The following is a 25,149-nucleotide window of genomic DNA, read 5'->3' on the forward strand; positions in this document are numbered from 1 at the left end:
CAAAAACCATCACAGAAATGTGGTGGTTTTTTTATGCTCAAAAATGAAAATTCCAAATTTTGAAATTCCAAATTATCGCCTTTGTCAAAGTTTTAAACTTTGACAAAGGTTTTATGAAAAAGTAAAATCCCCCAACTCCAATTCATTTGATTTGGATTTTTTTGCTCTTTGTGACAGCTATGTAAAGTATTTATTTTTTTGTAGGAAAAGTATTTATTTTTTATATATTTGCGAAAAAAAAAATAATGGAAGAAAAATCAATTTTTGAAAAATTTGAAATGCAGTTTGATGAATCAGCAAAAGGTTTTCTAAAAGAAGCTGCTAAATGGGCAAACGTTCTATCTATCATTGGGTTTGTTGGAATTGGATTTATGGGGCTAGCGGCTATCTCTGGATTTTTATCCTCTAAGATTACAACATTAAGAGTTGGGCCTTTAAATGGTATTACAGGAAAAGATATTGCATTAATTTACGTAATTCTAATAGTTGTTTACTTTTTTCCAGTTTACTATTTAAATAAGTTCGCAGTAAATGTAAAGAAAGCATTTAGAGAAAATGACTCTAGTATGCTTACTAAGTCTTTTAAGAACTTAAAATCTCATTTTAAGTATATAGCGGTCTTTACAATTTCTTTTATAGTTCTATATGTTTCTATAATTATAATAGTTATTATAATTGCACGTGCAAAATATTCTTAATAAAAAAGCCCTGAATCTTCAGGGCTTTTTGTTATATAATAAACGAAATTATTTTTGTTGTGCTGGGGCTTCAGTTTGCGGTACTCTTTTTAAGTTACCAATATATTTTGTCAACTTCTTTCTGTAAACTGATTTAGCAGCTTTTGGAGTTATTGATTCCCAGTTCGTGTTAGGAATTGGAATTTAAATTTTGGAATTTAAACAATTTATCTTCCCCATTTTTCATGTGCTGCTGTAAATTGTCCTGAAGACATTGCCGCAAAAATGGAAAGTTCGCCTGTTAAGCATAAAGCAATTGCTATTTCTGCAAATTTGCCACTTTTTCCAGCGCCATAACAGTCTAATAATTGTAAACATTCTTTTTGAGTAGGAAAAGATGTTCCGCCACCAACTGTTCCAACAATCATATTAGACATGGTAATGGCGAAATAAATATCATTGTTTTCCGTGATTTCCATTCTTGTAACCGCAACAGAAGCTTCACCTGTACAGGCAACATCTTGGCCGCACGCAATAAACAAAGCTGCAAGTGCATTCGAAGGATGCATTCCGCCGCCAACTACACCCGCTTTTTTTGCACCAGAAACACATATTTTCCACTGTTCGTGTAGTAATGCCGGAGTTGTTTTTAAAACTGATTTAACGACTTCGTTTTTTACTACGATTTCTGCGGTAACTTTTTTTCCGCGAACTCGAGTGTTTAAAGGACTTATTTTTTTATCTCCCGAAAAATTACCTTCTATGGTCCAGAATACAGGTTTTATTGGGCAATTTTCTATGATATACTGGCATATTCTGTCTGAACAAATTGTTACCATGTTTTGGCCAGATGCATCGCCAGTAGCAAATTCAAATTTTAAAATAAGAATATTTCCTTCGATATTAATGCCGATATCGTTTAAAATGGCATAATTACTACTTTGTCGGGTCAATATCGAAAAGGTTTCAGTATGGTCTAAAACCCATGAGACAAATTTGCCTAATTCGATTACGGTTTTAAACTTAAAAGTTGGGGTTCTTTGCACACCTTCTTGAAGGGTAATTACAGTTATTGGTCCAGATTCTCGACAGGCTTTTGCGCCTCGATTGTACGATGCAAGCAATGCACCTTCGGTTGTAGCAAGAGGGACATAGAAAGGTCCTTGAGCAACGCTTCCGTTTATTACTAATGGACCAATTATTCCAGTAGGAATCTGGCTCATTTCGATGTAATTTTCGATATTGCCTTTTAGACTTTCATTATTAGTGAATACTTTTTCTCCAGACAGAAAATCCAAGTCTAAATTTAACTGACTGCGAATAAAATTCAGACGTAATTTTTGACCATTTAAAGTGTAGGGATCTTGGTCTGGAATTTTTGGTGCCTGTGAATGGTTTGGATTATAAGATTCTAATTTGTGAAAAATTGCCGAATCTATAAAATCATACTTAGGTCGACTGATGTTGGTGGTAAAATTTTCCATAAATGTAGTTTTTTAATTTGAAGCTAAGTTATTACAAATTAAATTTATATCTATGTAAATTCTGACAATTTAACTTTTAATTATTTGATTGTCAAATATTTATGAGAATAAAAATTGAAGTCGAAAAAAAAGATATGAAAAAATCCTGTTTTTATAAAAACAAGGTTGGTGAGATGGTTTAAAAAAGCTAATTTTAAGTTGTAACTAATTGTTTTTTAATGTTTTGTGATTTGTTTGTTTTGGAAATCTATTTAGTGTTCAAGTTTCTTAACACGATTCAAGAATTTATAAGATTTGGCTTTTTGTTTATTACTGGTATTGAATCTGTTTTTTTTAATATGAAATTTTAGAGATGAAAGCATGAATAAAAAAAGCCCTGAAAACTCAGGGCTTTTTTTGTTGTATTGGAGACAAAATTATTTTTGTTCTTCAGTTGTTGTTGCTTCAGCTTCAGTTTTAGTTTCTGCTGGAGTTGTTTGTTGCTCTTTTTTAAGATCGCCAATGTATTTTGTCAATTTCTTTCCGTAAAGCGATTTCGCTACTTTAGGAGTCATTGATTTTTGAATCGTATCAAGAAATTTGATATTAATATCATAAATTTCCGCTAAAGCAATATAAGGCGCTACTTCATAATCTTTATTGTTTAAAGCAAAGTTTGTAGCATATAAGTATTTTCTTTTAATGTTAGATTCTACTTTTTTAGTTAAACTATCTAATGCTTTTTGATCTTGTCTTTTTATAGCTTTGAAACGCGGCTCAACCAATGAAAGGTTTTCATCGATAAAACGAGAGTTTATTTTTTGATATTGCTCGTATAATTCTTGGTTTTTTGATCCTGTAATTTTAGCGCCAGCAATATAATTGTCTAAGTTGGTGTCGATATTAATATTTCCTGGTTCAGCAAAGAATAAAATGTTATTGTCTAAAGAATTGGTTACACCACGATCTAAGAATAAATATAGCATCTCTGGAGATTCTAGTTTGATATCTGTTTCAAAAGCAGAATTTCCGTCTATTTTAATACTGTCAATAGCAACTAGAGAAGTATCAACAATTCTTTGGATATATAAAGTTCCTTTTTTTAATCCTTTTATGTTTCCAGTAATATGTACATTGTCACTAGATGATTCTTTTTTGCTGCATGATGCAACTAGTGCAAGAGTAACAAAAGCAATTAAAGTTTTTTTCATTGGTTTATTAGATTTTGGTGCAAAATAAAGAAAATAGTTTAAATGTAAAGATGCTGAAGTTTTATTTTTATAAAAAAAATAAATCCCAATCTATTTCTAAATTGGGATTTAAAGTTTTGCATTAAAAGCTCTTACATTGATAAAGTAAATGAAGCGCCGTTTTCATTTGTATAAGTGTAAACGGAATCACAATCATTATTGCCGTAGTCAATAACACCGTTAAAAATTCCACCTTGAACTTTTAATTTTCCTTTAGAGACAAATAAACAAGAATATTTTTTAACCAATGTTTCTTGTACGGTAAATGTTAAGTCTGTTCCATCTGCTGCACCAATTGTATGTGTTCCACTTGTAATTTCGTAAACATTATCTGTTAAGACAAAAGGAGTGTCAACGCCAGCAGTTTGTTTTGTAGTGTAATTTCCAGAATTAGTAAACACATTGCCTTTTGAGTCTGTAAGTTTTCCGTTGGTTACTTTTCTAGTCCATTGCGGAACAGTATCGTCAGTTGTAGTATTTGTATATTCAATAGTTCCTTCTAGTTTAAGATTATTAATTGAATAATCTAGTCGCTCAATAGTCATTTTGCTTCCAGTTGTAGTTATTGGTCCAGAAAGTGTAATTCTTAATTTTCCTTTTCTTGTCAAATTATTATCGTCTTTACAACCTGTTGTTCCGAAATCTGCTAAAAATACTTTTGGGTAATTTTCTCCCGTTGGTGTTGTAACTGTAATTGTAGCGCAAACTGCAACAGGAGCGCTTTCGGTAGTTTTTCCAGTTGTAGATGTACCGTTAGAAACTAGAAGAGCAGTGTTGAGGTCCATTTCGTTTGAAGCATCGATAGCAACAGATGCCCCAATATTTGTCAAATCTGCGGTTTGAGTTGGCTCATTATTATCGCTAGAGCAAGAGATATACAAAAGTGCTGTAGCACAAATAGTTGTTAGTAAGATGGCAGTCTTTTTCATAATGGTATTTGTTTTTGGATTAGATTAATAAGGCAGTCAAATGTAATAAAAAAATGAATTACAATAAAAAATCCTGTAACGCTTGGTTACAGGATTTTATAACGATTTTTTGAGAGAAAAATTATAGTAATAGTTTAGAAATGAATTTAAACCGATTTATAATAATCGCTTTTTGCCTTTCTAATCTTCTTATATTCTTCCCAATTAAAACGATCCAGAAAATCGGCAGCATTTTGAGCGCCTCGAATAAAAAGATCTATTTTGGCATCATCTGTCAGATTGAAATTTAGCCAATTGTGACTTCCTGTATCAATATATCCGATGAGGTTTTTGAAGTCTGGATTTTTTCTTAAGAATTCAAAGTCGTAACCATATCTCGCGGTATCAAACATCGAACTAATTAAATTGGGTAATTTTTCATTTTTGTTGATTTCATTTTTGTCGTAACCTAATTTCACTCCAAAAGTTGGTGATGCAGGAACATTTCTGTTTTCATGAAAAATATCAATTGGGAAATTTGAAATAATGCCGCCATCCATAAACATAACTTCTGACGGAACAGATGTTCGTAAACAAGTCGCATCATTCCATTTGTTCCAAGCCTCGATTCCGCTTGGAATATTTTTAATTTTAAAAGGAGTAAAAAACAACGGAATTGACATGGAAGCGCGAACAAAGTCAGCTGGATTTTGAACGTCTGGATTAGAATAAAACAAATCGATCATTCTTGGGAAAATAATTTTGCTTTCGGTCGTAATATCGGCGGCAATTATGGCCATTTCGCTCCAGTGATCCATGCGTTTATATTCTTCATTTCCTTCTGTATGCACTCGATATAATTTATTATCGTCTGAAACTCCTTTTTCTCTTAAAGCTTTTAGATCGGCGTAATTTTTTATTCCCTTTTGCGAAAGCAAGTTCGTCATCCATTGATAAAAATTGTTTCCTGGATTCAGTCCTAAATCATCTTTAAAATTATCAACTACTTGACAGCCTTTCATGATTAATTTTAAATTTCCAGCGTCGCTCAATAAAGCATCGATAAATTCACGCGCATCTCGATCGCCGTCAACAAAATCATATAAGTTTTTATTGCATAAACAATCTAAAATCCATTCCGATTTTTCGATATCACAAGTTCCTGCTGCAGCCATCAGCATCGTATTAATGCTTCCGGCGGAAGTTCCAGCAAGACTTAAAAATCGAATTCCCATCTTTTCTAAAACATATACATAACCGACTAATGCGATTCCGAGAACACCACCGCCTTCTTGCACAAGATCAACATATTGGCAATTATTGTTGTCGATAATGTCAGAGAATTTTTTGTCTTTGATTCGTTCTTTTAAATCTTTTAAAATTGCTAGAATTTCGCCATTCTCTGTAAATTTTCTCTTATCCATGATTTCTAGAATTTAGATTTATTTTTGGAATTAATTCATTGATAATCAAAAATATATAATTATGTTTTGTAAAAAAAGGGGAGAATGCCCCTTTTTTGAAGTGATTTTTTTGAGCAAAAAAAATCCTGCAAAACTTAATTTGCAGGATTTCTAAAATATTTATTTTCGAATGATTATTTTATCATTTCAAAGCTTCTTTTTACGAAAGCGGTAAGAGCTTCACCTTTTAGAAGGTTTTGAGATAATTTAGCTAAATCTAAAGCTTGTTTAACTAAATGCTCTTGGTGCGTTTTGTCTTCAGTATTTAAAATGCTTGAAGCTAAATCAGAATTTGTATTTACAACCAAATTGTACATTTCTGGCATATTACCCATTCCGAACATTCCTCCGCCACCTGTTTGACTCATCTCTTTCATTCTACGCATAAATTCTGGCTGCGTGATAATGAACGGCGCTGCCTGAGAATCCATAGCTTCTAGCTGAACACTGTAAGCTTTTGGAATATAAGCTTCTAAAGATGTTTTTAAAGCTGCTTTTTCGTCATCAGAAAGTTTAGAAATTGTATTTTCTTCTTTTTTGATTAAGTTGTCAATGTGATCAGAATCAACACGTACGAAAGTTAATCCGCTGTTATCGTTTTCAATTTTCTGAATTAAATGCGAGATAATCGGAGAATCTAAAAGCAATACTTCATAACCTTTATCTTTTGCTGCTTCAATGTAAGAGTGCTGAGCATCTTTGTTTCCAGCATAAAGAACTACAAGTTTACCATCTTTATCAGTTTGGTTCTCTTTTAGTTTTTCTTTTAATTCTTCTAAAGTGAAATAAGTATCATCTACAGTTGGATACAAAACAAATGCGCCTGCTTTTTCGTAGAACTTCTCTTCAGAAAGCATTCCATACTCTAAAACGATTTTAATGTCGTTCCATTTTTGTTCAAAATCAGCACGGTTTTCGTTAAATAAAGCTTTCAATTTATCAGCTACTTTACGAGTAATGTAGTTTGAAATTTTCTTAACAGCTCCGTCTGCTTGTAAACCAGAACGAGAAACGTTCAACGGAATATCTGGAGAATCAATTACACCTTTTAACATTGTCAAGAATTCAGGAACAATTCCTTCTACGTTGTCAGTAACGTAAACTTGGTTTTGGTACAACTGAATTTTATCTTTCTGGATTTGCATATCTGTACCCAATTTAGGGAAATACAAAATACCAGTTAAGTTAAACGGATAATCTACATTTAAATGAATGTGGAATAACGGCTCTTCGAACTGCATTGGATACAATTCTCTGTAGAAGTTTTTGTAATCTTCATCAGATAATTCAGAAGGTTGTTTTGTCCAAGCTGGATTTGGGTTGTTAATGATGTTGTCAGTTTCAACAGTTTCATTAACATAATCTTCTGGTGCATCTTCTGGTTTTGGAAGCGTTTCAGTTCTTGTTCCAAATTTAATTGGAATAGGCATAAACTTGTTATACTTATTCAATAAACCGCTGATTTTTGAATCATCTAAGAACTCTAAAGAATCTTCAGCAATGTGAAGAATGATTTCTGTTCCGCGTGAAGTTTTGTCAGCAGGTTCTAAAGTAAATTCAGGGCTTCCGTCACATGTCCAATGTGCAGCTGGCTCATCTTTGTATGATTTTGTGATGATTTCAACTTTTTCAGCCACCATAAAAGCAGAGTAGAAACCAAGACCAAAATGTCCGATAATTCCAGAGTCTTTAGCAGAATCTTTGTATTTGTCCAAAAACTCCTCAGCTCCAGAAAAAGCAACCTGATTGATGTATTTTTCAACTTCATCAGCAGTCATACCTAAACCTTGATCGATAATGTGGATTTTTTTACCTTCTTTATCCACTTTAACCTCAATAATTGGGTTTCCGTATTCTACTTTCGCTTCGCCAATGCTGATAAGATGTTTTAATTTTAAAGTAGCATCAGTACCATTAGAAACAAGCTCACGCAAGAAAATTTCGTGGTCGCTGTATAAGAACTTTTTAATTAAGGGAAAAATGTTTTCTACTGAAACATTAATTTTACCTGTTGCCATATTTTTTAATTTTTGATTTAATGTGATGATTTTCACTTATTCAAATAGAATACCAATTATTTTTGGGTGACAAAATGTCGGAATGTTAATTTTGAAAGAAAATAAATAGATTGTTAAACAAATAATCTCTCAGCTAATCGTATATTTGTGGTACAATAATTGTTAAAACGACAAATATTAATCTTAAAAAATTGTATAAAATGAAGAAGAGTATTTTTATATGCGTGATTGCCGCTATGTTTTTTGCGTGTAAATCGGCTTCGTCAACATCAGCTTCGTCATCTGAGGCTACAACACTTTCAACAAAACTTGACAAATCGACTCAAGTAGCGTTAAAAGGAAATTGGGTGCTTACCAATGTTTCTTATCCAGGTTCTGATTATATCAAAGTAAATTCATTTGATCTTGCAGATTCAAAATGTTTTATCGGAAGTAACTGGAGCTTTATTTCTAACAATAATAAAGGAACAATGGCTTTGACTTCTCCAAGTTGTACTGCATTTTCTTCTCCAATTGTATGGAGTATCAACAACCAAGGTTTGTTTGTACTGAAAATTCTTAACGCAGGTGAAAAAGCGAAGAAAGTAAGAGATGGTTATTTGCTTAAAGTTGCAGGGGTGAGTGAAAGTTCATTTCAGTTAGTTGATAACATCAATGTTGGAGGTCAGGTAAAAGATGTAGTTTATCAATTCCAAAGAGCTAATTAATATTTTAAAGATATAGAAAATGAGAAAGATAACAGTTTTAGGTTTAAGCAGTTTAATGATGATAGCGAGTTTTTTTACAAGCTGTGATTCAGTAAAAAATGCAAATAATACACAAAAAGGAGCCGGAATTGGAGCAGTTGCAGGTGGTGTGATTGGTGCAGTATTAGGAAATAACTTAGGAAAAGGTGGAAACGCTGCATTAGGAGCTGCAATTGGAGCTGCTGTAGGTGGTGGAACTGGAGCTTTAATTGGAAACAAAATGGACAAACAAGCTCGTGAAATCGACCAAGCTTTGCCTGGTGCTTCTGTAGAAAGAGTTGGAGAAGGAATTCACTTAACTTTAAATGAAAACTCAGTTCGTTTTGATACTAACAAATCAACTTTAACGTCTACTGCAAAAGCTAACTTAGATAAATTGGTTCCAGTATTTAATGAATATGGAGATACAGATATTCAGATTTTTGGTTACACTGATAGTACAGGAAAACCAGAATATAACTTGACACTTTCTGGGCAAAGAGCAGCTTCTGTACAAGCTTATTTAGTTTCAAAAGGATTAAAAGCAAGCCGTTTCAAAACTTCAGGTTTAGGAATTGCAGATCCAATTGCAACAAATGATACTCCAGAAGGTAGAGCTCAAAACCGTCGTGTTGAATTCTCAATTACAGCAAATGACAAAATGGTAAATGACGCTAAAGCGGAAGCTGGAAAATAATTTCAAAACAAAATAAAATATAAAAAAAGCTGTTTCATAATTGAAGCAGCTTTTTTTTGACATTAGAAATTAAACATTGTAAATTTGACCTCTCAATTACAACTCATGCTTGACATTCAAAATATCTCTTTTACGTATACTGATAGCCCCGTTATAAAAAACATCTCTTTTTCTATTGAGAAAGGTCAGAACATTGCGATTATTGGTGAGAGTGGCTGCGGAAAAAGTACGCTGCTTAAACTTATATACGGTCTGTATGATTTAGATGAGGGGAATATTTTTTATGGTGATAAACCTATTTTGGGGCCAAAATTTAATTTGATTCCTGGAATGCCTTATATGAAATATCTGGCGCAGGATTTTGATTTGTCTCCGTATGAAACTGTTGCAGAGAACGTAGGTAAGTTTCTTTCGAATGGTTTTGCAAACATGAAAAAACTTCGTGTTCAGGAATTGCTGGAGATGGTAGAAATGGATCAGTTTGCTAATACCAAAACAAAATTTTTAAGTGGAGGACAGCAGCAAAGAGTTGCTTTGGTTCGAGTTTTAGCTTTAGAGCCAGAAGTAATTTTGTTAGATGAACCTTTTAGTCAGATTGACGCTTTTAGAAAAAATGCGCTTCGCCGTAATTTATTCCGTTACTTAAAGCAAAAAGAAATTACCTGTATTATTGCAACGCACGACAGCACCGATGCTTTGTCTTTTGCAGATCAGGCGATTGTAATGAAAAATGGGGAAGTAGTCGTTAAAGACGATCCGTCAAAAATATATGAAGATCCAAAAATAAAATATGTTGCTTCATTATTTGGAGAAGTGAATGAGATTCCAACTCATTTGTTGTTGCCTTACGAAGATGAAACTCACAAAACATTGGTTTATCCGCATCAGTTTAAAATGGTTTCAGAATCGAAATTAATGGTGAAAATTAGAAGAACATATTTTAGAGGAGGTCATTATTTAATCGAGACAGTTCACAAGAGGCAATTGATTTTCTTTGAAAGTGAAATAGATCTGCCGTTGGAACAAGAAGTTTTTCTAGCATTAAATTATTTATAAAAAGAAACCCGATAGTAAATTCTATCGGGTTTCTTTTTATTGCTTAATGAAATTAATTCTTAAGATATTTTTCTAAAAACTGATCTTGTTCCCAAAGTAAATGAAGAATGTTTTCTTTGGCAACATAACTATGCGATTCTTTTGGAAGAATAACCATTCTTGCTGGCGCTCCTAATCCTTTTAATGCTTGGAAATATCTTTCTGTTTGCAAAGTAAAAGTTCCAGGGTTATTGTCTGCTTCTCCATGAACCAACAAAATTGGAGTTTTCATTTTTTCGGCATTCATAAACGGCGACATTGTATTGTAAACTTCTGGAGCTTCCCAATAATTTCTTTGCTCAGACTGAAATCCGAATGGAGTTAAAGTTCTGTTGTAAGCGCCACTTCTCGCAATTCCGCACGCAAAAAGATCTGAATGTGTTAATAAATTAGCTGTCATAAATGCTCCATACGAATGTCCTCCAACAGCCACTTTTTTACGGTTAATATATCCTAAAGCATCAACTGCATCAATCGCCGCCGCAGCATTATCAACTAACTGTGAAATAAAGTTGTCGTTTGGTTCTGTAGTTCCTTCGCCAATAATTGGAAACGCAGCGTCATCTAAAACCACATATCCTTTTGTAACCCAGTAAACAAATGATCCATAATAAGGAAATGTAAATTCATTTGAATTTTGAGTCGATTGCGAAGCACTATTTCTGTCTTTATATTCTGCTGGATAAGCCCAGATTAATAGCGGCAATTTTTCTTTTTTAGTTTTATCATAATCCGCAGGAAGGTATAAAGTTCCAGAAAGCTCCAATCCGTCTTTACGTTTGTATTTAATAACTTCTTTACTTACGTTTTTAATGCTTTCAAAAGGATTTTTGAAATCAGTAACTTGTGTTAAGCTGTTTTGTTTTTTTATATTTCTGAAGAAGTAATTTGGATACTCACTTTTTGACTGAATCTGAACTAATATTTTTCCAGATTTAAAATCTTCAATTTCTAAAATATCCTCTTTTTTATCTTTATAAGCAGAAGTATAAATGCGTTTTGATTTCAAAGTTTCAACATTGAATTCATCTACAAAAGGGAATTGTCCATCTTTAGTATAACCTTCGCCAATTCTGTAAAGGTTATTTTTTTCAACAGCTAAGACATATTGATTGTAATCATTTTTTCTTGTTTCGAAAACTCCGGGGTCTGAATAAACATCTTGCGAATTTCTATCCGTAATTAATTTTGGTTGCTGACTTGGATTTGATGGATTAATCAAAAAAGTTTTGGTGCTTCTAGTGTCATACCATTCTTCTGAAAGTACGGCTAAGTTGTCATTTCCCCAAGTGATTTCAGAGAAACGTTGTGGTGTTTTTACTAATGAAGTCGCTTCTTTATCGAAAGGCGCATCCCAAAGGAAAACTTCGTCTCTAAAGTCAACTTTTTTAGCAGGATCTCCTTCATCTAAAGCCACAACATAAGATAATGTTGCAGGTTTGTCCTTTCTCCAGTCCATTTCTCTTTTTCCTTTACGAACTGCCATGAAACCTTTTGGCGTAATTTCGTTTAACGGAACATCATTTACCAGTTTAATTTCTTTTCCACTTAAATTATAAACATAAGTTTTAGAAGGAAATTTGTAAAAAGGAACGATATAAGAAAATGGTTTTTGAATTGTAGTCAGCATAATATAATTGCCATCTGGAGATATTTCTTCTCCAAAATACATTGCTGCTTCTTTAAATAAAACAGCATCACCATTTAATTTTACTTTGTATAATTCAGAAGTTATGCTGTTTTCGAAATTTGCTTCGTCATTTTTATTTTTCAGCATATCAGGATAAGTTCTGTTTTGAGATTTTTCTCCTGAAGTGTTTGAAATAATTGGTCCAGTCGGTAAATCTTTTTTAGAGTCTAAAAGTGGCTGTCTGTTTTTAGGAAGCATTTTTACTAAAATGGTTTCGTTATCTAAAAACCAATTAAACGGATTTCCAAGATTTGCATTTACTAAAGCCTCTGTAAGTTTTGTAGCTTGTGCTGTTGCTACATCTATAACCCAAAGTTCTACACCAGAATTTGTAGTGTGAGAGAATAGGATTTTTTTGTCGTTTGGAGACCAAAGAATGTTTGATATTTTTGGATTAGTAGGAAGGTCTTTCACTTGAATTTCTTCTTTTCCACTTACTTTCCTTAATTTAAGATTGATAAGATAAGTTACCGTACTCGAAATATTAGTAACAGGATTAATTCTTAAACCGGCCAAACGAAGCTCGTCCTGATTTAAATCATCAAGCGTTTTATAAGTGTTGCGGTACATTAAGAGCATATTCTCCTTTTTTGTATCCATCGATACTGAAGGAGCTCTTTGATAATCTGCCAAATCTAAAATAGATTTAGAAGGTTTTTGATAAATTAGATTCTCTTGCGCAAAAGATAAAAAGCTTATATTTAAAAATAAAAAGAGTGTAACCTTTAATTTCATAGTCTGAATTTTATGGGTTTGTAAATGGTATTCAAAATGTTTGTCTAAGATACTTTTGTCTTGTTACATTTTGTGCCCGATTTTTAATTTTTTTCAGTGTTTGTGTCTGAAAACTGTCTTTTCAAGAAGTAAATGATTCTAAGTAAGTATATAATTAAAATATATTAAATTGCTAATAACGAAAAAAATAGTATTTTGTATGCGTATATTTTAAAGTATGCGTAAATTTGCAATCCAATTTTTTAATAAATAATAATAGAATATGTATCATTCAAAAATAGCTGGTTTAGGATATTATGTTCCTGCTAATGTGGTTACTAACGATGATTTGTCGAAGATAATGGATACCAATGACGAATGGATTCAGGAAAGAACCGGAATTCAGGAGCGAAGACACATTATTCGTGGAGAAGACACCACAACTTCAATGGGAGTGAAAGCAGCTAAAATCGCAATCGAGCGTTCTGGCGTTGCCAAAGAAGATATTGATTTTGTAGTTTTTGCTACATTAAGTCCAGATTATTATTTTCCAGGACCAGGAGTTTTGGTTCAAAGAGATTTAGGTTTAAGAACAGTAGGAGCTTTAGATGTTAGAAATCAATGTTCTGGTTTTGTTTATGCTCTTTCTGTTGCAGATCAATATATTAAAACTGGAATGTATAAAAATATTTTGGTGATTGGTTCTGAAGTTCATTCAACGGGATTAGACATGACAACTCGCGGACGCGGAGTTTCTGTAATCTTTGGGGATGGAGCAGGAGCAGCAGTTTTGAGCCGTGAAGAAGATTTAACAAAAGGAATTTTATCTACGCATTTACATTCAGAAGGTGAGCATGCAGAGGAATTGGCTTTGCAAGCCCCAGGAATGGGTGCGCGTTGGGTAACAGACATTATTGCAGATAATGATCCGAATGACGAAAGTTATTATCCTTATATGAATGGACAATTTGTATTTAAAAATGCTGTAGTTCGTTTTGCAGAAGTAATCAATGAAGGATTAGAAGCGAATGGTCTGCAAGTTTCAGATATTGATATGCTGATTCCACATCAAGCAAATTTGAGAATTTCGCAATTCATTCAGAATAAATTCAAATTAACAGACGATCAGGTTCACAATAATATTCAGAAATACGGAAATACTACGGCAGCGTCTATTCCGATTGCTTTAACTGAAGCTTGGGAACAAGGAAAAATCAAATCGGGAGATACTGTAGTTTTAGCAGCTTTCGGAAGTGGATTTACTTGGGCAAGTGCTATTATTAAATGGTAAAATAATCATCTTACATTATATTTTTTTTAAACCTGCTTCTTATTGGGAGCAGGTTTTTTTATACAGATTTGTCAGGCTGAGCGGAGTCGAAGCCTACGTTCCAGTAGGAGTGCCCTTCGACTTCGTTCAGGGAGACAAAACTTTGAGGATTGTATGTGTTTGATTTCTATTTGTCAGGCTGAGCGAAGTCGAAGCCCCATTCCAATTGGCACGCTCTTCTATTTAATGTTTTTTGGGTTAAATTTCTTACTTTTATTTTTTTTTAAAATAGAAAATGATGAAAAGATATTACGTCTATATTTTGAAATGCTCTGATGGAAGTTATTACACAGGAATGACAAATGATATAAATAGAAGACTAAATGAACATAATTATGGTTTAAATAAAGAAAGCTACACATTTAATAAAAGACCTTTAGAGTTGGTATTTTGTACGGAGTTTAATGATGTCATCCAAGCTATTGCATTTGAAAAGCAAGTAAAAGGCTGGAGCAGAAAAAAGAAAGAAGCTATAATAAAAGATAAATGGGAGGATTTGAAAAAACTTTCTCAATGTTTGAATAAAACAACTCATAAAAATTTTAATAAAAAGGATGTTTAGTAGTAAATTAGCCGTCGGTTTTGTTCAGTAGAACAGAGGCGACTTGTCCGGCTGAGCGGAGTCGAAGCCCACGTTCCAATAGGAGCGCCCTTCGACTCCGCTCAGGGAGACAAAGATTGAACATAATTGTTTCGCAGTTTGTCAGGCTGAGCGTCGTCGAAGCCTCTTTTAATAAAATAACAATGAAAAAAAATCAACTAGAGATAGCTTGTTTTAATTATGAATCGGCGTTAATTGCTCAGGCAAATGGCGCGGACAGAATTGAGTTATGTGAAAATATGAAATTGGGAGGAACAACGCCAAACTCAATTTTAGTGGTAAAAGTCCGCGAAAGCATAGATATAAAAATGCATGTCATTATTAGGCCTCGAGGTGGTGATTTTGTTTATTCTGACGAAGAGCTTACGGAAATGAAACAAGATATCAAGCAATATAAAAAGCTAGGAGTTGACGGTTTTGTTTTCGGAATTTTAAAGGAAAACGGAAAAATAAATAAAAAGCAAAACAAAGAATTGGTACATCTAGCGCATCCGCTTTCTTGTACTTTTCACCGTGCTTTTGATGTAGTGAAAAATCCAGAAAAATCACTTGAATCTATTATTGAATGTGGTTTCAAAACAATTTTAACTTCTGGTCAAGGCGTAAATGTTGAAGAAGGAATTATCGCTTTAGAAAGGCTTCAAGAACTAGCTGGCGACAGAATAGAAATTATGCCTGGCGGTGGTTTACGATCTTCAAACATCAAATTACTTCAGGAAAAATTAGATCTGACTTTTTATCATTCTTCAGCAATCACCGATAATTCTGAAATTGCAAATCCAGAAGAAATAAAAGAATTACGAAACTTTTTATAAATAGGTACTAAAACGAAAAAAGTCTGGAGATGGCAACCTCCAGACTTTTTTTTACAAGAAATATTCAAAAATTATTTAAAAAATCTTCTCAGACAAGATTAGAACATTCCGCCTCCGCCTTGGCTAGTATTGTCTTCTCTTTGTTTACGCTGTAAATTTTTGATTTTTCCACCTCCAAAATTGTAAGTTAAACCAAAATATACTGTTTGACTTTCCCATTTAAACTGCCCAGCTTGAGGGTAAGGATTCTCAGTATCGAAAGCATATTTCATAGTATTAAATACATCATTGAAACGAACACTTAAATTCATTTTGTTGTCTAACAATGTATATCGCGTACCAATATCCATTTTGTACATTTCGTGGCTGTTGTTCTGAAGCCCGTCTGTTGCACCCCTATAGAATCCGAAAGCTAAGAAACTTAAACGTTTGTTTACTTTAAAGTTAGAGTTCATGCGTCCATTAAAAGCAGCAACAGTAACTGTTTTGTTCTTAGGTCCAATTTGATTTTCTTCCGGAATAAAACCATATATAACTCCTGATTGATCAATGCTTGAGAAATCAATCGATGGCTGAATATCCCACCATTTTGTGATTTTATAATTTAATGACATTTCAAATCCGTAAGCAGTATTATGATCAAAATTTGTATAACTCATAATTTGCTTTTGCTCGCTTGCATCGTTAGGATCTGGATATAAAATTCTACTGATTTGATCATTAATGCTTCTCACGAAAACTCCAGCAGTAAAACTTCCTTTTTCAAGAGTTTTAGTATAATTTACTTCAATCGAGTTGGTAAACTGAGGTCTTAGTTTAGGATTTCCTATTGAGGTAACTAACGGAGTGGCAAATTCACGAATTGGTTTTGTCTGCTCTAAACTCGGACGGTCTACACGACGGCTGTAGCTTAATTGCAAAGTATTTTTCTCAGTCAAATTATAGGTTAAATAAGCTGATGGATACAAAGTGATGTAATCATCATCAAATTTAGTCTGTCCATAATTTAAGTTCGCCTGAACCTTATAACTTTCAAAACGTGCACCTACTTGATAGCTTAGCTTTTTGAATTTTTGTCCAAATGTTACATAAGCAGAATAAATATCTGTGTCATAAGTATAATGAGATGTTTGATCTGCAACAGGAAGCGAAGGATTGCCAGTTATATAATCATTATCAGTTCTTGTGATTCTTGCTTCAGCGCCAGCTTCAAGAGTTGTTTTTTCGTTTAACGGATTAACATAATCTACGTTTACGGTGCTTAGTTTTCTGCCACCTTTTAGAAAATCATCATAAACTACAGCCGAACTTGTATTGTCAATGTTAGTTGTTTGAGTGTCGAATGAAGCATTTTGAGTTTCTTTATTATCGCTGTAATTTGCCTCAAAATCTAATGTATGACCTTCTTTTTTAAAGATGTGTTTGTATGCTAAATTGTATGTTCCAACTCGGTCTGGCCCCCAATATTTTGATTTTTGTAAAATATTTGAAATATCAGAATCAGTTACATTATTGTAATCAATATTAGTATCTACATAACCTTTTCCGTCAGATTTGTTTTGGTTGGTATAAATAGATAAAGTATTGTGATCATCGATTAAATAATCCATTCCAATTTTGTATAAATATGATTCATTATCATTCAAAACATCTATATTTTGAGTGATATCTTCATCAAATCTTTGGATAAAACCTTTATTATGGTATGTTCCAAAATTTTGACCAACGTTTCCAAAGAAATTTACTTTTCCTGTTTTATAATTCAAATCTAAAGACTGATTGTATTTTGCAGTTTCACCAAAAGTAATACCACCGCTATAGCTTCCATTAAAACCAGTGTTAGCATTTTTATGCAAAATAATATTGATGATTCCAGACATTCCTTCTGGATTATATTTTGCACTTGGATTGGTAATCAGCTCGATTTTTTTGATAGAAGTTGATGGAATCTGTTTCAATAATTGAGCAGGGTCAATATTAGTAGGGCGTCCATCAATTAATACACGAACATTATCATTCCCGCGAAGCGAAAGTTTTCCGTCCTGATCCACATTCACAGAAGGAATATTGTTCATAATATCTGATGCAGAAGCTCCAGCCGTTGTTAAATCTTTACCAACAGTAACTACTTTTCTATCAATTTTTTGCTCGATAGTAGAGCGCTCGCTTACAATGTTTACACCTTTAAGTTGTGTAGCTTCTTCTTCAAGCGAAACATTTACAGTTGCAGATTTTTTGTTTTCGCTCAAAAGAACAGAACCGATATATTTTCTAAATCCGATGTACTGAATTTCGATCGTATAACTTTTTAATGCGATGTTTTTAAATGAAAAGTCTCCGTTGTCATCTGTGTTTACACCAGAAACCACTTTTCCATTTTCTTTAAGCGAAACAGTTGCATAAGAAATAGGTGCATTGTTTGACTTTTCTGTAATTTTTCCAGAAACACTACCAGTATTCTGGGCCTGTGTTGTTGCGATTATCCCTAATAGCGCAAACAGAAAGAATTTTAATTTCATGATTTTTTTACTGATTATTTTTGATTTGATTGATGATGATTTTTGTTTTTGTTAGTTTTTCTTTTTTTTGTTTTTCTTTGCCTCAAAAAAATTGAAGTCACTATTAAGACTCTTTAGGTATCGATATGTTACAAGAAAATGTGAAAAAAAGCACAAAAAAAATCGTAAGCCTTGTTTTGTAAGAGTTTAAGCTTTTAAATTTTTGATAATTTTAACAATTAAAAAAATAGCTTTTTTATCAAATTGAAATTCTTTTCTTGAATTTAATATGTTTTTGATTTTCTCTAATTGATGAATAAGCAGTATCTTTGCTCACTTTAAAATAAGTTTACATGTCATTACCACAAATTCTTACACCTTCTATACAAAAAGCAATACAAGCATTATTTGATGTTACTGTTGATAAAATCGAGTTTCAAACTACTAGAAAAGAGTTTGAAGGAGATATTACAATGGTAATTTTTCCTTTGCTGAAAGTGATTAAAAGTAATCCGGCTGAATTGGGAAATAAAATAGGAAATTATCTAGTAGAAAATGTTTCTGAAGTTGCTCGCTTTAATGTAGTTTCTGGTTTCTTGAATATTGTAATTTCAGACAGCTATTATGTAGATTTCTTTAATGGAATAAAAGACCAAAAGCAATTTGGATTTGTAGCTCCGAACCCAGCTGAAAAAGCAGTTATGGTCGAATATTCTTCTCCAAATACAAATAAACCTTTGCACTTAGGACACGTTCGTAATAATTTGTTAGGATATTCTGTTGCAGAGATTTTAAAAGCTTCTGGTAAAAAAGTTTACAAAACTCAAATTATCAACGATAGAGGAATTCATATCTGTAAATCAATGCTGGCTTGGGAGAAATTCGGAAACGGAGAAACTCCTGAAACTTCTGGTTTAAAAGGTGATAAACTAGTTGGTAAATATTATGTGGAGTTTGACAAAGCTTACAAAAATGAAATTAACGGTTTAATCGAAACTGGTAAAACAGAAGAAGAAGCAAAAAAGCAAGCGCCGATTATTATCGAAGCTCAAGATATGCTTAAGAAATGGGAAGCTGGAGATGAAAAAGTGATCACACTTTGGAAAAAAATGAACGAATGGGTTTATGATGGTTTTGCTACAACCTACACCAATCTTGGAGTTAATTTTGATAAATATTACTACGAAAGCAACACTTATCTTTTAGGAAAAGATGTTGTACAAGTAGGTTTAGATAAAGGAGTTTTCGAAAAAGATCCAGACGGTTCTGTTTGGATTGATTTGACTGATGAAGGTCTTGACCGTAAAATTGTTTTGCGTTCTGATGGAACCGCAGTTTATATGACGCAAGATATTGGAACTGCAATTCAGCGTGTAAAAGATATGCCAGATGTTGGCGGAATGGTTTATACTGTTGGAAACGAGCAAGATTATCATTTTAAAGTATTATTCTTAATCTTGCAAAAATTAGGTTTTGACTGGGCTTCAAGTCTGTATCATTTATCATACGGAATGGTTGATTTGCCTTCTGGAAAAATGAAAAGCCGTGAAGGAACTGTTGTAGATGCAGACGATTTGATGCAAGATATGACCGATACAGCAAAACAGATTTCAGAAGATTTAGGAAAACTAGATAGCTATTCTGATGAGGAAAAAGCAAAATTGTACAAAACAATTGGTTTAGGAGCTTTGAAATATTACATTTTAAAAGTGGATCCTAAAAAACGTATCTTATTCAATCCAGAAGAATCTGTTGATTTTGCTGGAAATACAGGTCCGTTTATTCAATATACATACGCAAGAATCCAATCGATAATCCGTAAAGCAGATTTTGATTTTTCTAACAAAATCGAAATCGAGGAACTTCATGAAAAAGAGAAAGAATTGGTTAAACAAATCGAACTTTTCCCAGAAGTAATCCAGAACGCGGCCCAAAACCATAGTCCAGCATTAATTGCCAATTATACTTACGATTTAGTAAAAGAATACAACTCTTTTTACCAATCAGTACATATTTTAGGAGAAGTTGATTTAACGAAAAAAATATTTAGAGTGCAGCTTTCTCAAAAAGTTGCAGAGGTAATAAATTCTGCATTCCAGCTATTAGGAATTGAAGTTCCAGAGAGAATGTAAGAATTAAAGCATAATAAATTTTAAAGCCAATAGTTTTCGAACTATTGGCTTTTTTTATTGTTTTTTTGGCTTCAAAGGTACAAGTGTAATAAAATTCTCAAATAATTTTGCAGTGGCTTTGTAAGTATTACAATGCAAGTGATAATATTATAAGTCAACTCTTCTAATATTCATTTTTAACTATTTTGAATTAGTACGCTTTTAGTAAAGATGATAGAGATAAAACAAGAACCGTCTAGTAATTAGACGGTTTTTTTCTCTCAATTATTTTTATTTCTCTTCTTAAGCGATTATTTTTTAATTTCAACAAAAATATAAAATGTAGTATTAGTATTATATTTTTACATGTTAAAAGTAATTTAATACTTGTTAAAATTATTTTAATTTTTTAAGTTCGCCCCTCTAATTAAAAAAACAATAAATGAAAAAGAAAATTAAAGGGTTTGCAATTCTTGTATTCTTGTTTACTGTTCAAATATTTTTTGCGCAGGAAAAAACAATTTCTGGAATTGTATCGGATGGAAGCGGACCAATTCCAGGTGCAAATGTTGTGGTAAAAGGAACTAGCAATGGAGTTCAAACCGATTTTGATGGAAAGTATAAGATTAAAGCAAAAACGGGAGATGTTCTACTGTTTTCTTATATGGGTATGAAAGATCAAGCAATTACAGTTGGGAATGCATCTGCAGTAAATATTAAATTGCAAGAAGCTGGTGAAGAATTACAGGAAGTTGTGGTTCAGGTAGCTTATGGGACACAAAAGAAACAAGAAATTACTGGAGCTGTTTCTAAAATTGATTCAAAAATGTTAGAAACATCTCAAGCATCTAATGCAGTACAATCCTTAACAGGGAAAGTTGCCGGCGTACAAATTAGTGCTAATTCAGGCCAGCCTGGAGACCCGCCGCAAGTAAGATTTAGAGGTATAGGTTCAATTTCATCTTCAAATGCTCCATTGTATGTGGTAGACGGAATACCATTTAATGGAGATATCAACTCTATATCAACTCAGGATATCGAATCAATTAGTTTTTTAAAGGATGCATCATCTAACGCACTATACGGAAGTAGAGGCGCAAACGGTGTAATAATTGTTACAACCAAAAAAGGAAAGAAAGGGCAATTGACAGTTACTTATGAGACTAAAATTGGTGTTAACTCACGAGCTGTGCCTGAATATGACATGATTAAAAATCCAGCTGATTATTATAAAGCAGTATACAATAGAGTTAAAAATGGTTTAATTTATCAAGGACAAACGCCAGCTAATGCTTCAAGTATTGCTGTCCAAAATTTAATAGAAGGGGATACTTATTCTCTTGGATATAATAATTATAATGTAGCCAATAATCAAGTTATAAATCCAATAACAGGAGAAATAAATGCAGATGCTAAGTTGTTGTATCACGACGATTGGTCAAAAGCATTATTTAGAGATGCTATTAGACAGGAGCAATATTTAAGTCTGTCTGGCAGTACAGACAATCTTAACTCTTATTTGTCTATTGGGTATTTATCAGATGAGGGTTATACTATCAATTCGAATTTTGAGCGCGTAACATTGAGAGCTAATGTAGATTATAATGTTTCGAGTAAAGTAAAAATAGGAACAAATGTAAATTACGCACATTCAAATCAAAATGCTCCAATTTCAAATACGTCATCTTCAACTTATAGTAATTTATTTAGTTGGGCTCGTAATATCGCTCCTATATATCCAATTTGGCAAAGAGACGCAAGTGGTAATATGATTTATAATGAAGATGGCACTAAATCTTATGATTTTAATCAACAGGGAGATAGACCGTATGGGTCAAATTTGAATCCGTATGCAACTACATTGTTAAATACAAAATTAAATGAAGAAAATAAGTTTGGTGCCAGAGCTTATGTTTCTATTGATTTCTTAAAAGATTTTAATTTTAGATATAATATTGGATATGATTTATTGTCTGGTTATTACTTAACAAGTACAACAGGTGAAGGCGGTGATGATATGGGAGTTAATGGTAGAATAGGAACAGCTACTAAAAACCAATATACATTAACGAATCAGCAATTATTATCTTGGAAAAAAACTTTTGGAGAGCATGCATTAGATGTATTAATTGGACATGAATCATCTGATTTTACTTCAAAAATGCTAGCGGGACAAAAAAGTAATGTGATGATATCTGATTTACCAATAATTAGCAACGCTACCAAATATGGTTACTTGGATGGATACAATGATCTATATAAAGTAGAGGGTTATTTTTCAAGATTAAACTATAATTATAAAAATAAATACTTTGTTAACGGAAGCTTTAGAAGAGATGGATCTTCTGTATTTGCTCCAGAAAATAGATGGGGTAATTTCTATGGTTTTGGACTTGCATGGTCTGTGATTAAAGAGTCATTCTTTCCTAAAACAAAATGGATCACAGATTTTAGAATAAAAGGTAGTTATGGAGAGCAAGGGAATGACAATATAAATTATCCTGTTACTTCACAAATTAGTCATCGCAGTTATTTTGGAAGTTTAAGAAACTATTATGCTTACGAAACTCAATACGAAGTAGTGCCTGACTCTGAAGGTAACGCAAGTGTTTTAAATGTTTTTGAAGCAGATAAAAGTGTTAAATGGGAAAAATCTAAAAACTTAAACGCAGGATTTGATATTACTTTATTTGATAGAATTTCTATTGAAGCTGAATATTTTGAAAGAAACGTTAGTGATTTAATATACAATTTTCCTATCGCTTTGTCTACAGGAACGTCGTTTGTCTCTAAAAATATTGGAGACATGGGAAATAAAGGAATAGAGATAAATTTAGGAGTTGATGTCGTTAAAAATAAAAATGTTGACTTCAATATTTGGGCTAATGCAACAAGCTATAAAAACAAGATAACGTCGTTACCAAAAGCATTTACAGATGGAATTTATCGTTTTGAAGTTGGTGTTCCTGCTTATTCATACTTTTTAAGAGAATTTGCTGGAGTAGATAAAACAAATGGCGATGCATTATGGTATAAAGACGAGAAAGATGCTGGTGGAAACTTAACAGGAAATAAAGTAACTACGAATGTCTTTGGAGACGCTACAACATATTTGAGTAAAAAAGATGCCAATCCAGATGTATATGGTGGATTTGGAACTTTATTTAGATATAAAAACATTACGTTTCAAGCTAGTTTTGCTTATCAATTTGGAGGTTACATGTATGATGGAGTTTACCAATCTGCAATGTATTCAGGATCGGATAATATAGGTCAGAATTATCATAAAGATGTGACAAAAGCTTGGACAATTGATAATCCTACTTCAAACATACCAAGAGTTGATCATATATCAATCTATCAAATGGGAAATTCAGATTATTTCTTAATAAAATCTGATTATATAAGCCTTCAAGATGTTTCGATAGGATATAACTATAACGACGCTTGGCTTAGGGATTTAGGTATACAATCTACAAAATTTACTTTGATGGGATCAAATTTAGCATTATGGTCTAAGAGAACAGGAATGGATCCAAGGCTAAATAGATTAGGAGAAAGGGTAAATAATGGGCAATCACTTAATGTGTATGGTGTGATGAGAAGTGTTTCATTTGGTTTAACAGTAAATTTTTAAGGACATGAAAAAGATAATAATAGCAATTGTATTTTTATTGGCTCTTACAAGTTGTGATAAAGAGTTTCTCGATACAATGCCAGAATCAACAATTAATAAAGAACAATTGGCAACTTCTACATCGGCGAATCAAGCTATTGTAAGCGGAATTTATTCTGCATTACGATCTTATGGATTGGCAATTGGAAGTAATCATGAAGATTATGGTCATAAATCTGTACTTTCTGCAATGGATATGATGTCTAATGATATGCTAATGACAAAATCGAGTTGGTACCAATCCTTCTATACTTACATTGGGAGACAACAAACGAATGCAAGATCTAGATTAGTATGGAATACTTACTATCCTCAGATTAAATCGACTAATATTGTACTTGGCGGTATTCCTTCAAATACTGCAGATGAGAATTTAAAGGCAATTCGAGGCCAGGCTTTGGCATTAAGAGGTTACTTCTATTTTATGTTGGCACGTACTTATGGACCTACATATATTGGTAATGAAACGAAATTATGTGTTCCTCTATATATAGAGCCTACATTAGAAGGTAAGGCAAGATCTAACGTGAGCGAGGTGTATAGTTTGATAGAAAACGATTTAAAGGAATCTATAGAATTATTAGCATCGTATAAAAGATTGAATAATGATTCTGTAGATCAGACTGTTGCAGAGGCTTTTTTAGCAGAAGTATATTTAGAAATGGGAAAATATGCAGAGGCTGCAAATATGGCTCACCTAGCAAGAAAAAACTATACTTTGCTTAATGAAACAGAATGGATGAATGGTTTTTATATTACAAAATCTAATGAAACCATGTGGGGAGCAACACTAAATTCTTCAACTAGTACTTTTGTTGCAAATTTCTTTGGACATTTTGATAATACAAACGCGTCGGGATACGCAGGTGGAATGGGAATTTATAAAAATATAGACAAAAGTTTGTATAACAGTATTTCAGAAACTGATTTTAGAAAAAAAGCCTTTGTCTCACCATCAGGAAATTTGACTTACCCATCTTTACCAGCTTATGCAAATATAAAATTTAGAGATCCAACTATAGACGCCGGTAGTTACATTTATTTGAGATCTTCTGAAATGTATTATATAGAAGCAGAAGCACTTGCAAGATCTGGAAATGAAGCTTCAGCAAAGCAAGTATTGTATGAGATAACAATAACTAGAGATCCGTCATATACGCTTTCTACAAATTCAGGTTCTTCATTAATTAATGAAATAATTCTTCAAAAAAGAATTGAATTATGGGGAGAAGGTTGTGCTTGGTATGATATGAAGCGATTAGGGGTTTCTTTAACAAGAGATTATGATGGTTCAAATCATCCTGCATTTGGTAAATTTAATATTCCAGCAGGAGATAATAGATTTATCTTTCAAATTCCTCAAGCAGAAATAGATGCAAATCCATTAATTGTTCAAAACCCTTTGTAGGTTAAGAAAA

At 32.7% G+C, this 25,149-nt stretch carries 17 protein-coding genes; 10 read left to right on the plus strand and 7 right to left on the minus strand.

What is annotated here, in order from left to right; translation table 11 throughout:
- Positions 1–245 precede the first annotated feature (245 nt).
- The gene (locus DM444_RS08470) at positions 246–698 is read left to right on the plus strand and encodes a hypothetical protein (protein ID WP_111285595.1); all 453 of its coding nucleotides are present in this window, start codon (positions 246–248) and stop codon (positions 696–698) included.
- A 206-nt stretch (positions 699–904) separates the two neighbouring features.
- On the opposite strand, the gene DM444_RS08475 is transcribed toward DM444_RS08470, so the two are convergent.
- The 5 genes from DM444_RS08475 to htpG form a co-directional block, all read right to left on the minus strand.
- The gene (locus tag DM444_RS08475) at positions 905–2,161 is read right to left on the minus strand and encodes a hydroxymethylglutaryl-CoA reductase (RefSeq protein ID WP_111285597.1); all 1,257 of its coding nucleotides are present in this window, start codon (positions 2,159–2,161) and stop codon (positions 905–907) included.
- A gap of 416 nt (positions 2,162–2,577) precedes the next feature.
- On the minus strand, positions 2,578–3,351 hold the full coding sequence (locus tag DM444_RS08480) for a DUF4369 domain-containing protein (protein ID WP_111285599.1): 774 nt from the start codon (positions 3,349–3,351) through the stop codon (positions 2,578–2,580).
- Positions 3,352–3,482: 131 nt separating this feature from the next.
- Complete coding sequence (locus DM444_RS08485; RefSeq protein WP_111285601.1) at positions 3,483–4,319, minus strand: hypothetical protein; 837 nt, start codon at positions 4,317–4,319, stop codon at positions 3,483–3,485.
- A gap of 146 nt (positions 4,320–4,465) precedes the next feature.
- A complete protein-coding gene (locus DM444_RS08490; RefSeq protein ID WP_111285603.1) occupies positions 4,466–5,722 on the minus strand; it encodes a patatin-like phospholipase family protein in 1,257 nt (418 codons plus the stop codon).
- Positions 5,723–5,895: 173 nt separating this feature from the next.
- Positions 5,896–7,779 (minus strand): molecular chaperone HtpG, encoded by a 1,884-nt coding sequence (gene htpG / locus DM444_RS08495; RefSeq protein ID WP_111286006.1) that lies wholly within the window; start codon positions 7,777–7,779, stop codon positions 5,896–5,898.
- Positions 7,780–7,979: 200 nt separating this feature from the next.
- On the opposite strand from htpG, the gene DM444_RS08500 reads away from it, so the two are divergent.
- The 3 genes from DM444_RS08500 (at position 7,980) to DM444_RS08510 (ending at position 10,257) form a co-directional block, all read left to right on the plus strand.
- Complete coding sequence (locus DM444_RS08500; RefSeq protein WP_111285605.1) at positions 7,980–8,486, plus strand: lipocalin family protein; 507 nt, start codon at positions 7,980–7,982, stop codon at positions 8,484–8,486.
- 19 nt (positions 8,487–8,505) lie between these two features.
- Positions 8,506–9,201 (plus strand): OmpA family protein, encoded by a 696-nt coding sequence (locus DM444_RS08505; RefSeq protein WP_111285607.1) that lies wholly within the window; start codon positions 8,506–8,508, stop codon positions 9,199–9,201.
- 105 nt (positions 9,202–9,306) lie between these two features.
- On the plus strand, positions 9,307–10,257 hold the full coding sequence (locus DM444_RS08510; protein WP_111285609.1) for an ABC transporter ATP-binding protein: 951 nt from the start codon (positions 9,307–9,309) through the stop codon (positions 10,255–10,257).
- 52 nt (positions 10,258–10,309) lie between these two features.
- Here DM444_RS08510 and DM444_RS08515 read toward each other — a convergent pair whose 3' ends face one another.
- Positions 10,310–12,721, minus strand: coding sequence for a S9 family peptidase (locus DM444_RS08515; protein ID WP_111285611.1), 2,412 nt, complete (start codon positions 12,719–12,721; stop codon positions 10,310–10,312).
- Positions 12,722–12,983: 262 nt separating this feature from the next.
- Between DM444_RS08515 and DM444_RS08520 the strand changes: the two genes are divergently transcribed.
- The 3 genes from DM444_RS08520 (at position 12,984) to DM444_RS08530 (ending at position 15,446) form a co-directional block, all read left to right on the plus strand.
- Positions 12,984–13,991, plus strand: a complete 1,008-nt coding sequence (locus DM444_RS08520) for a 3-oxoacyl-ACP synthase III family protein (RefSeq protein ID WP_111285613.1) — start codon at positions 12,984–12,986, stop codon at positions 13,989–13,991.
- Positions 13,992–14,268: 277 nt separating this feature from the next.
- Positions 14,269–14,592, plus strand: a complete 324-nt coding sequence (locus DM444_RS08525; protein WP_111286008.1) for a GIY-YIG nuclease family protein — start codon at positions 14,269–14,271, stop codon at positions 14,590–14,592.
- Between the two features lie 182 nt (positions 14,593–14,774).
- On the plus strand, positions 14,775–15,446 hold the full coding sequence (locus tag DM444_RS08530) for a copper homeostasis protein CutC (protein WP_111285615.1): 672 nt from the start codon (positions 14,775–14,777) through the stop codon (positions 15,444–15,446).
- Positions 15,447–15,544: 98 nt separating this feature from the next.
- On the opposite strand, the gene DM444_RS08535 is transcribed toward DM444_RS08530, so the two are convergent.
- Positions 15,545–17,965 carry a TonB-dependent receptor domain-containing protein gene (locus DM444_RS08535; protein ID WP_111285617.1) on the minus strand — a complete coding sequence of 807 codons (2,421 nt, stop codon included), beginning with the start codon at positions 17,963–17,965 and terminating at the stop codon, positions 15,545–15,547.
- A gap of 332 nt (positions 17,966–18,297) precedes the next feature.
- Here DM444_RS08535 and argS point away from each other — a divergent pair, with 332 nt between their 5' ends.
- From argS to DM444_RS08550, 3 genes are all read left to right on the plus strand, one after another.
- Positions 18,298–20,076, plus strand: a complete 1,779-nt coding sequence (argS, locus tag DM444_RS08540; protein WP_111285619.1) for an arginine--tRNA ligase — start codon at positions 18,298–18,300, stop codon at positions 20,074–20,076.
- Positions 20,077–20,497: 421 nt separating this feature from the next.
- A complete protein-coding gene (locus DM444_RS08545) occupies positions 20,498–23,692 on the plus strand; it encodes a SusC/RagA family TonB-linked outer membrane protein (RefSeq protein ID WP_111285621.1) in 3,195 nt (1,064 codons plus the stop codon).
- Positions 23,693–23,696: 4 nt separating this feature from the next.
- Complete coding sequence (locus tag DM444_RS08550) at positions 23,697–25,139, plus strand: RagB/SusD family nutrient uptake outer membrane protein (RefSeq protein WP_111285623.1); 1,443 nt, start codon at positions 23,697–23,699, stop codon at positions 25,137–25,139.
- Positions 25,140–25,149: the final 10 nt, after the last annotated feature.

This window comes from Flavobacterium ginsenosidimutans, from assembly GCF_003254625.1.
GTDB classification, from domain to species: Bacteria; Bacteroidota; Bacteroidia; order Flavobacteriales; family Flavobacteriaceae; genus Flavobacterium; species Flavobacterium ginsenosidimutans.

Coding starts and splice junctions, on each gene's coding strand:
- DM444_RS08470 (WP_111285595.1), top strand. CDS start 246: ATGGAAGAAAAATCAATTTTTGAAAAATTTGAAATGCAGTTTGATGAA.
- DM444_RS08475 (WP_111285597.1), bottom strand. CDS start 2,161: ATGGAAAATTTTACCACCAACATCAGTCGACCTAAGTATGATTTTATA.
- DM444_RS08480 (WP_111285599.1), bottom strand. CDS start 3,351: ATGAAAAAAACTTTAATTGCTTTTGTTACTCTTGCACTAGTTGCATCA.
- DM444_RS08485 (WP_111285601.1), bottom strand. CDS start 4,319: ATGAAAAAGACTGCCATCTTACTAACAACTATTTGTGCTACAGCACTT.
- DM444_RS08490 (WP_111285603.1), bottom strand. CDS start 5,722: ATGGATAAGAGAAAATTTACAGAGAATGGCGAAATTCTAGCAATTTTA.
- htpG (WP_111286006.1), bottom strand. CDS start 7,779: ATGGCAACAGGTAAAATTAATGTTTCAGTAGAAAACATTTTTCCCTTA.
- DM444_RS08500 (WP_111285605.1), top strand. CDS start 7,980: ATGAAGAAGAGTATTTTTATATGCGTGATTGCCGCTATGTTTTTTGCG.
- DM444_RS08505 (WP_111285607.1), top strand. CDS start 8,506: ATGAGAAAGATAACAGTTTTAGGTTTAAGCAGTTTAATGATGATAGCG.
- DM444_RS08510 (WP_111285609.1), top strand. CDS start 9,307: ATGCTTGACATTCAAAATATCTCTTTTACGTATACTGATAGCCCCGTT.
- DM444_RS08515 (WP_111285611.1), bottom strand. CDS start 12,721: ATGAAATTAAAGGTTACACTCTTTTTATTTTTAAATATAAGCTTTTTA.
- DM444_RS08520 (WP_111285613.1), top strand. CDS start 12,984: ATGTATCATTCAAAAATAGCTGGTTTAGGATATTATGTTCCTGCTAAT.
- DM444_RS08525 (WP_111286008.1), top strand. CDS start 14,269: ATGAAAAGATATTACGTCTATATTTTGAAATGCTCTGATGGAAGTTAT.
- DM444_RS08530 (WP_111285615.1), top strand. CDS start 14,775: ATGAAAAAAAATCAACTAGAGATAGCTTGTTTTAATTATGAATCGGCG.
- DM444_RS08535 (WP_111285617.1), bottom strand. CDS start 17,965: ATGAAATTAAAATTCTTTCTGTTTGCGCTATTAGGGATAATCGCAACA.
- argS (WP_111285619.1), top strand. CDS start 18,298: ATGTCATTACCACAAATTCTTACACCTTCTATACAAAAAGCAATACAA.
- DM444_RS08545 (WP_111285621.1), top strand. CDS start 20,498: ATGAAAAAGAAAATTAAAGGGTTTGCAATTCTTGTATTCTTGTTTACT.
- DM444_RS08550 (WP_111285623.1), top strand. CDS start 23,697: ATGAAAAAGATAATAATAGCAATTGTATTTTTATTGGCTCTTACAAGT.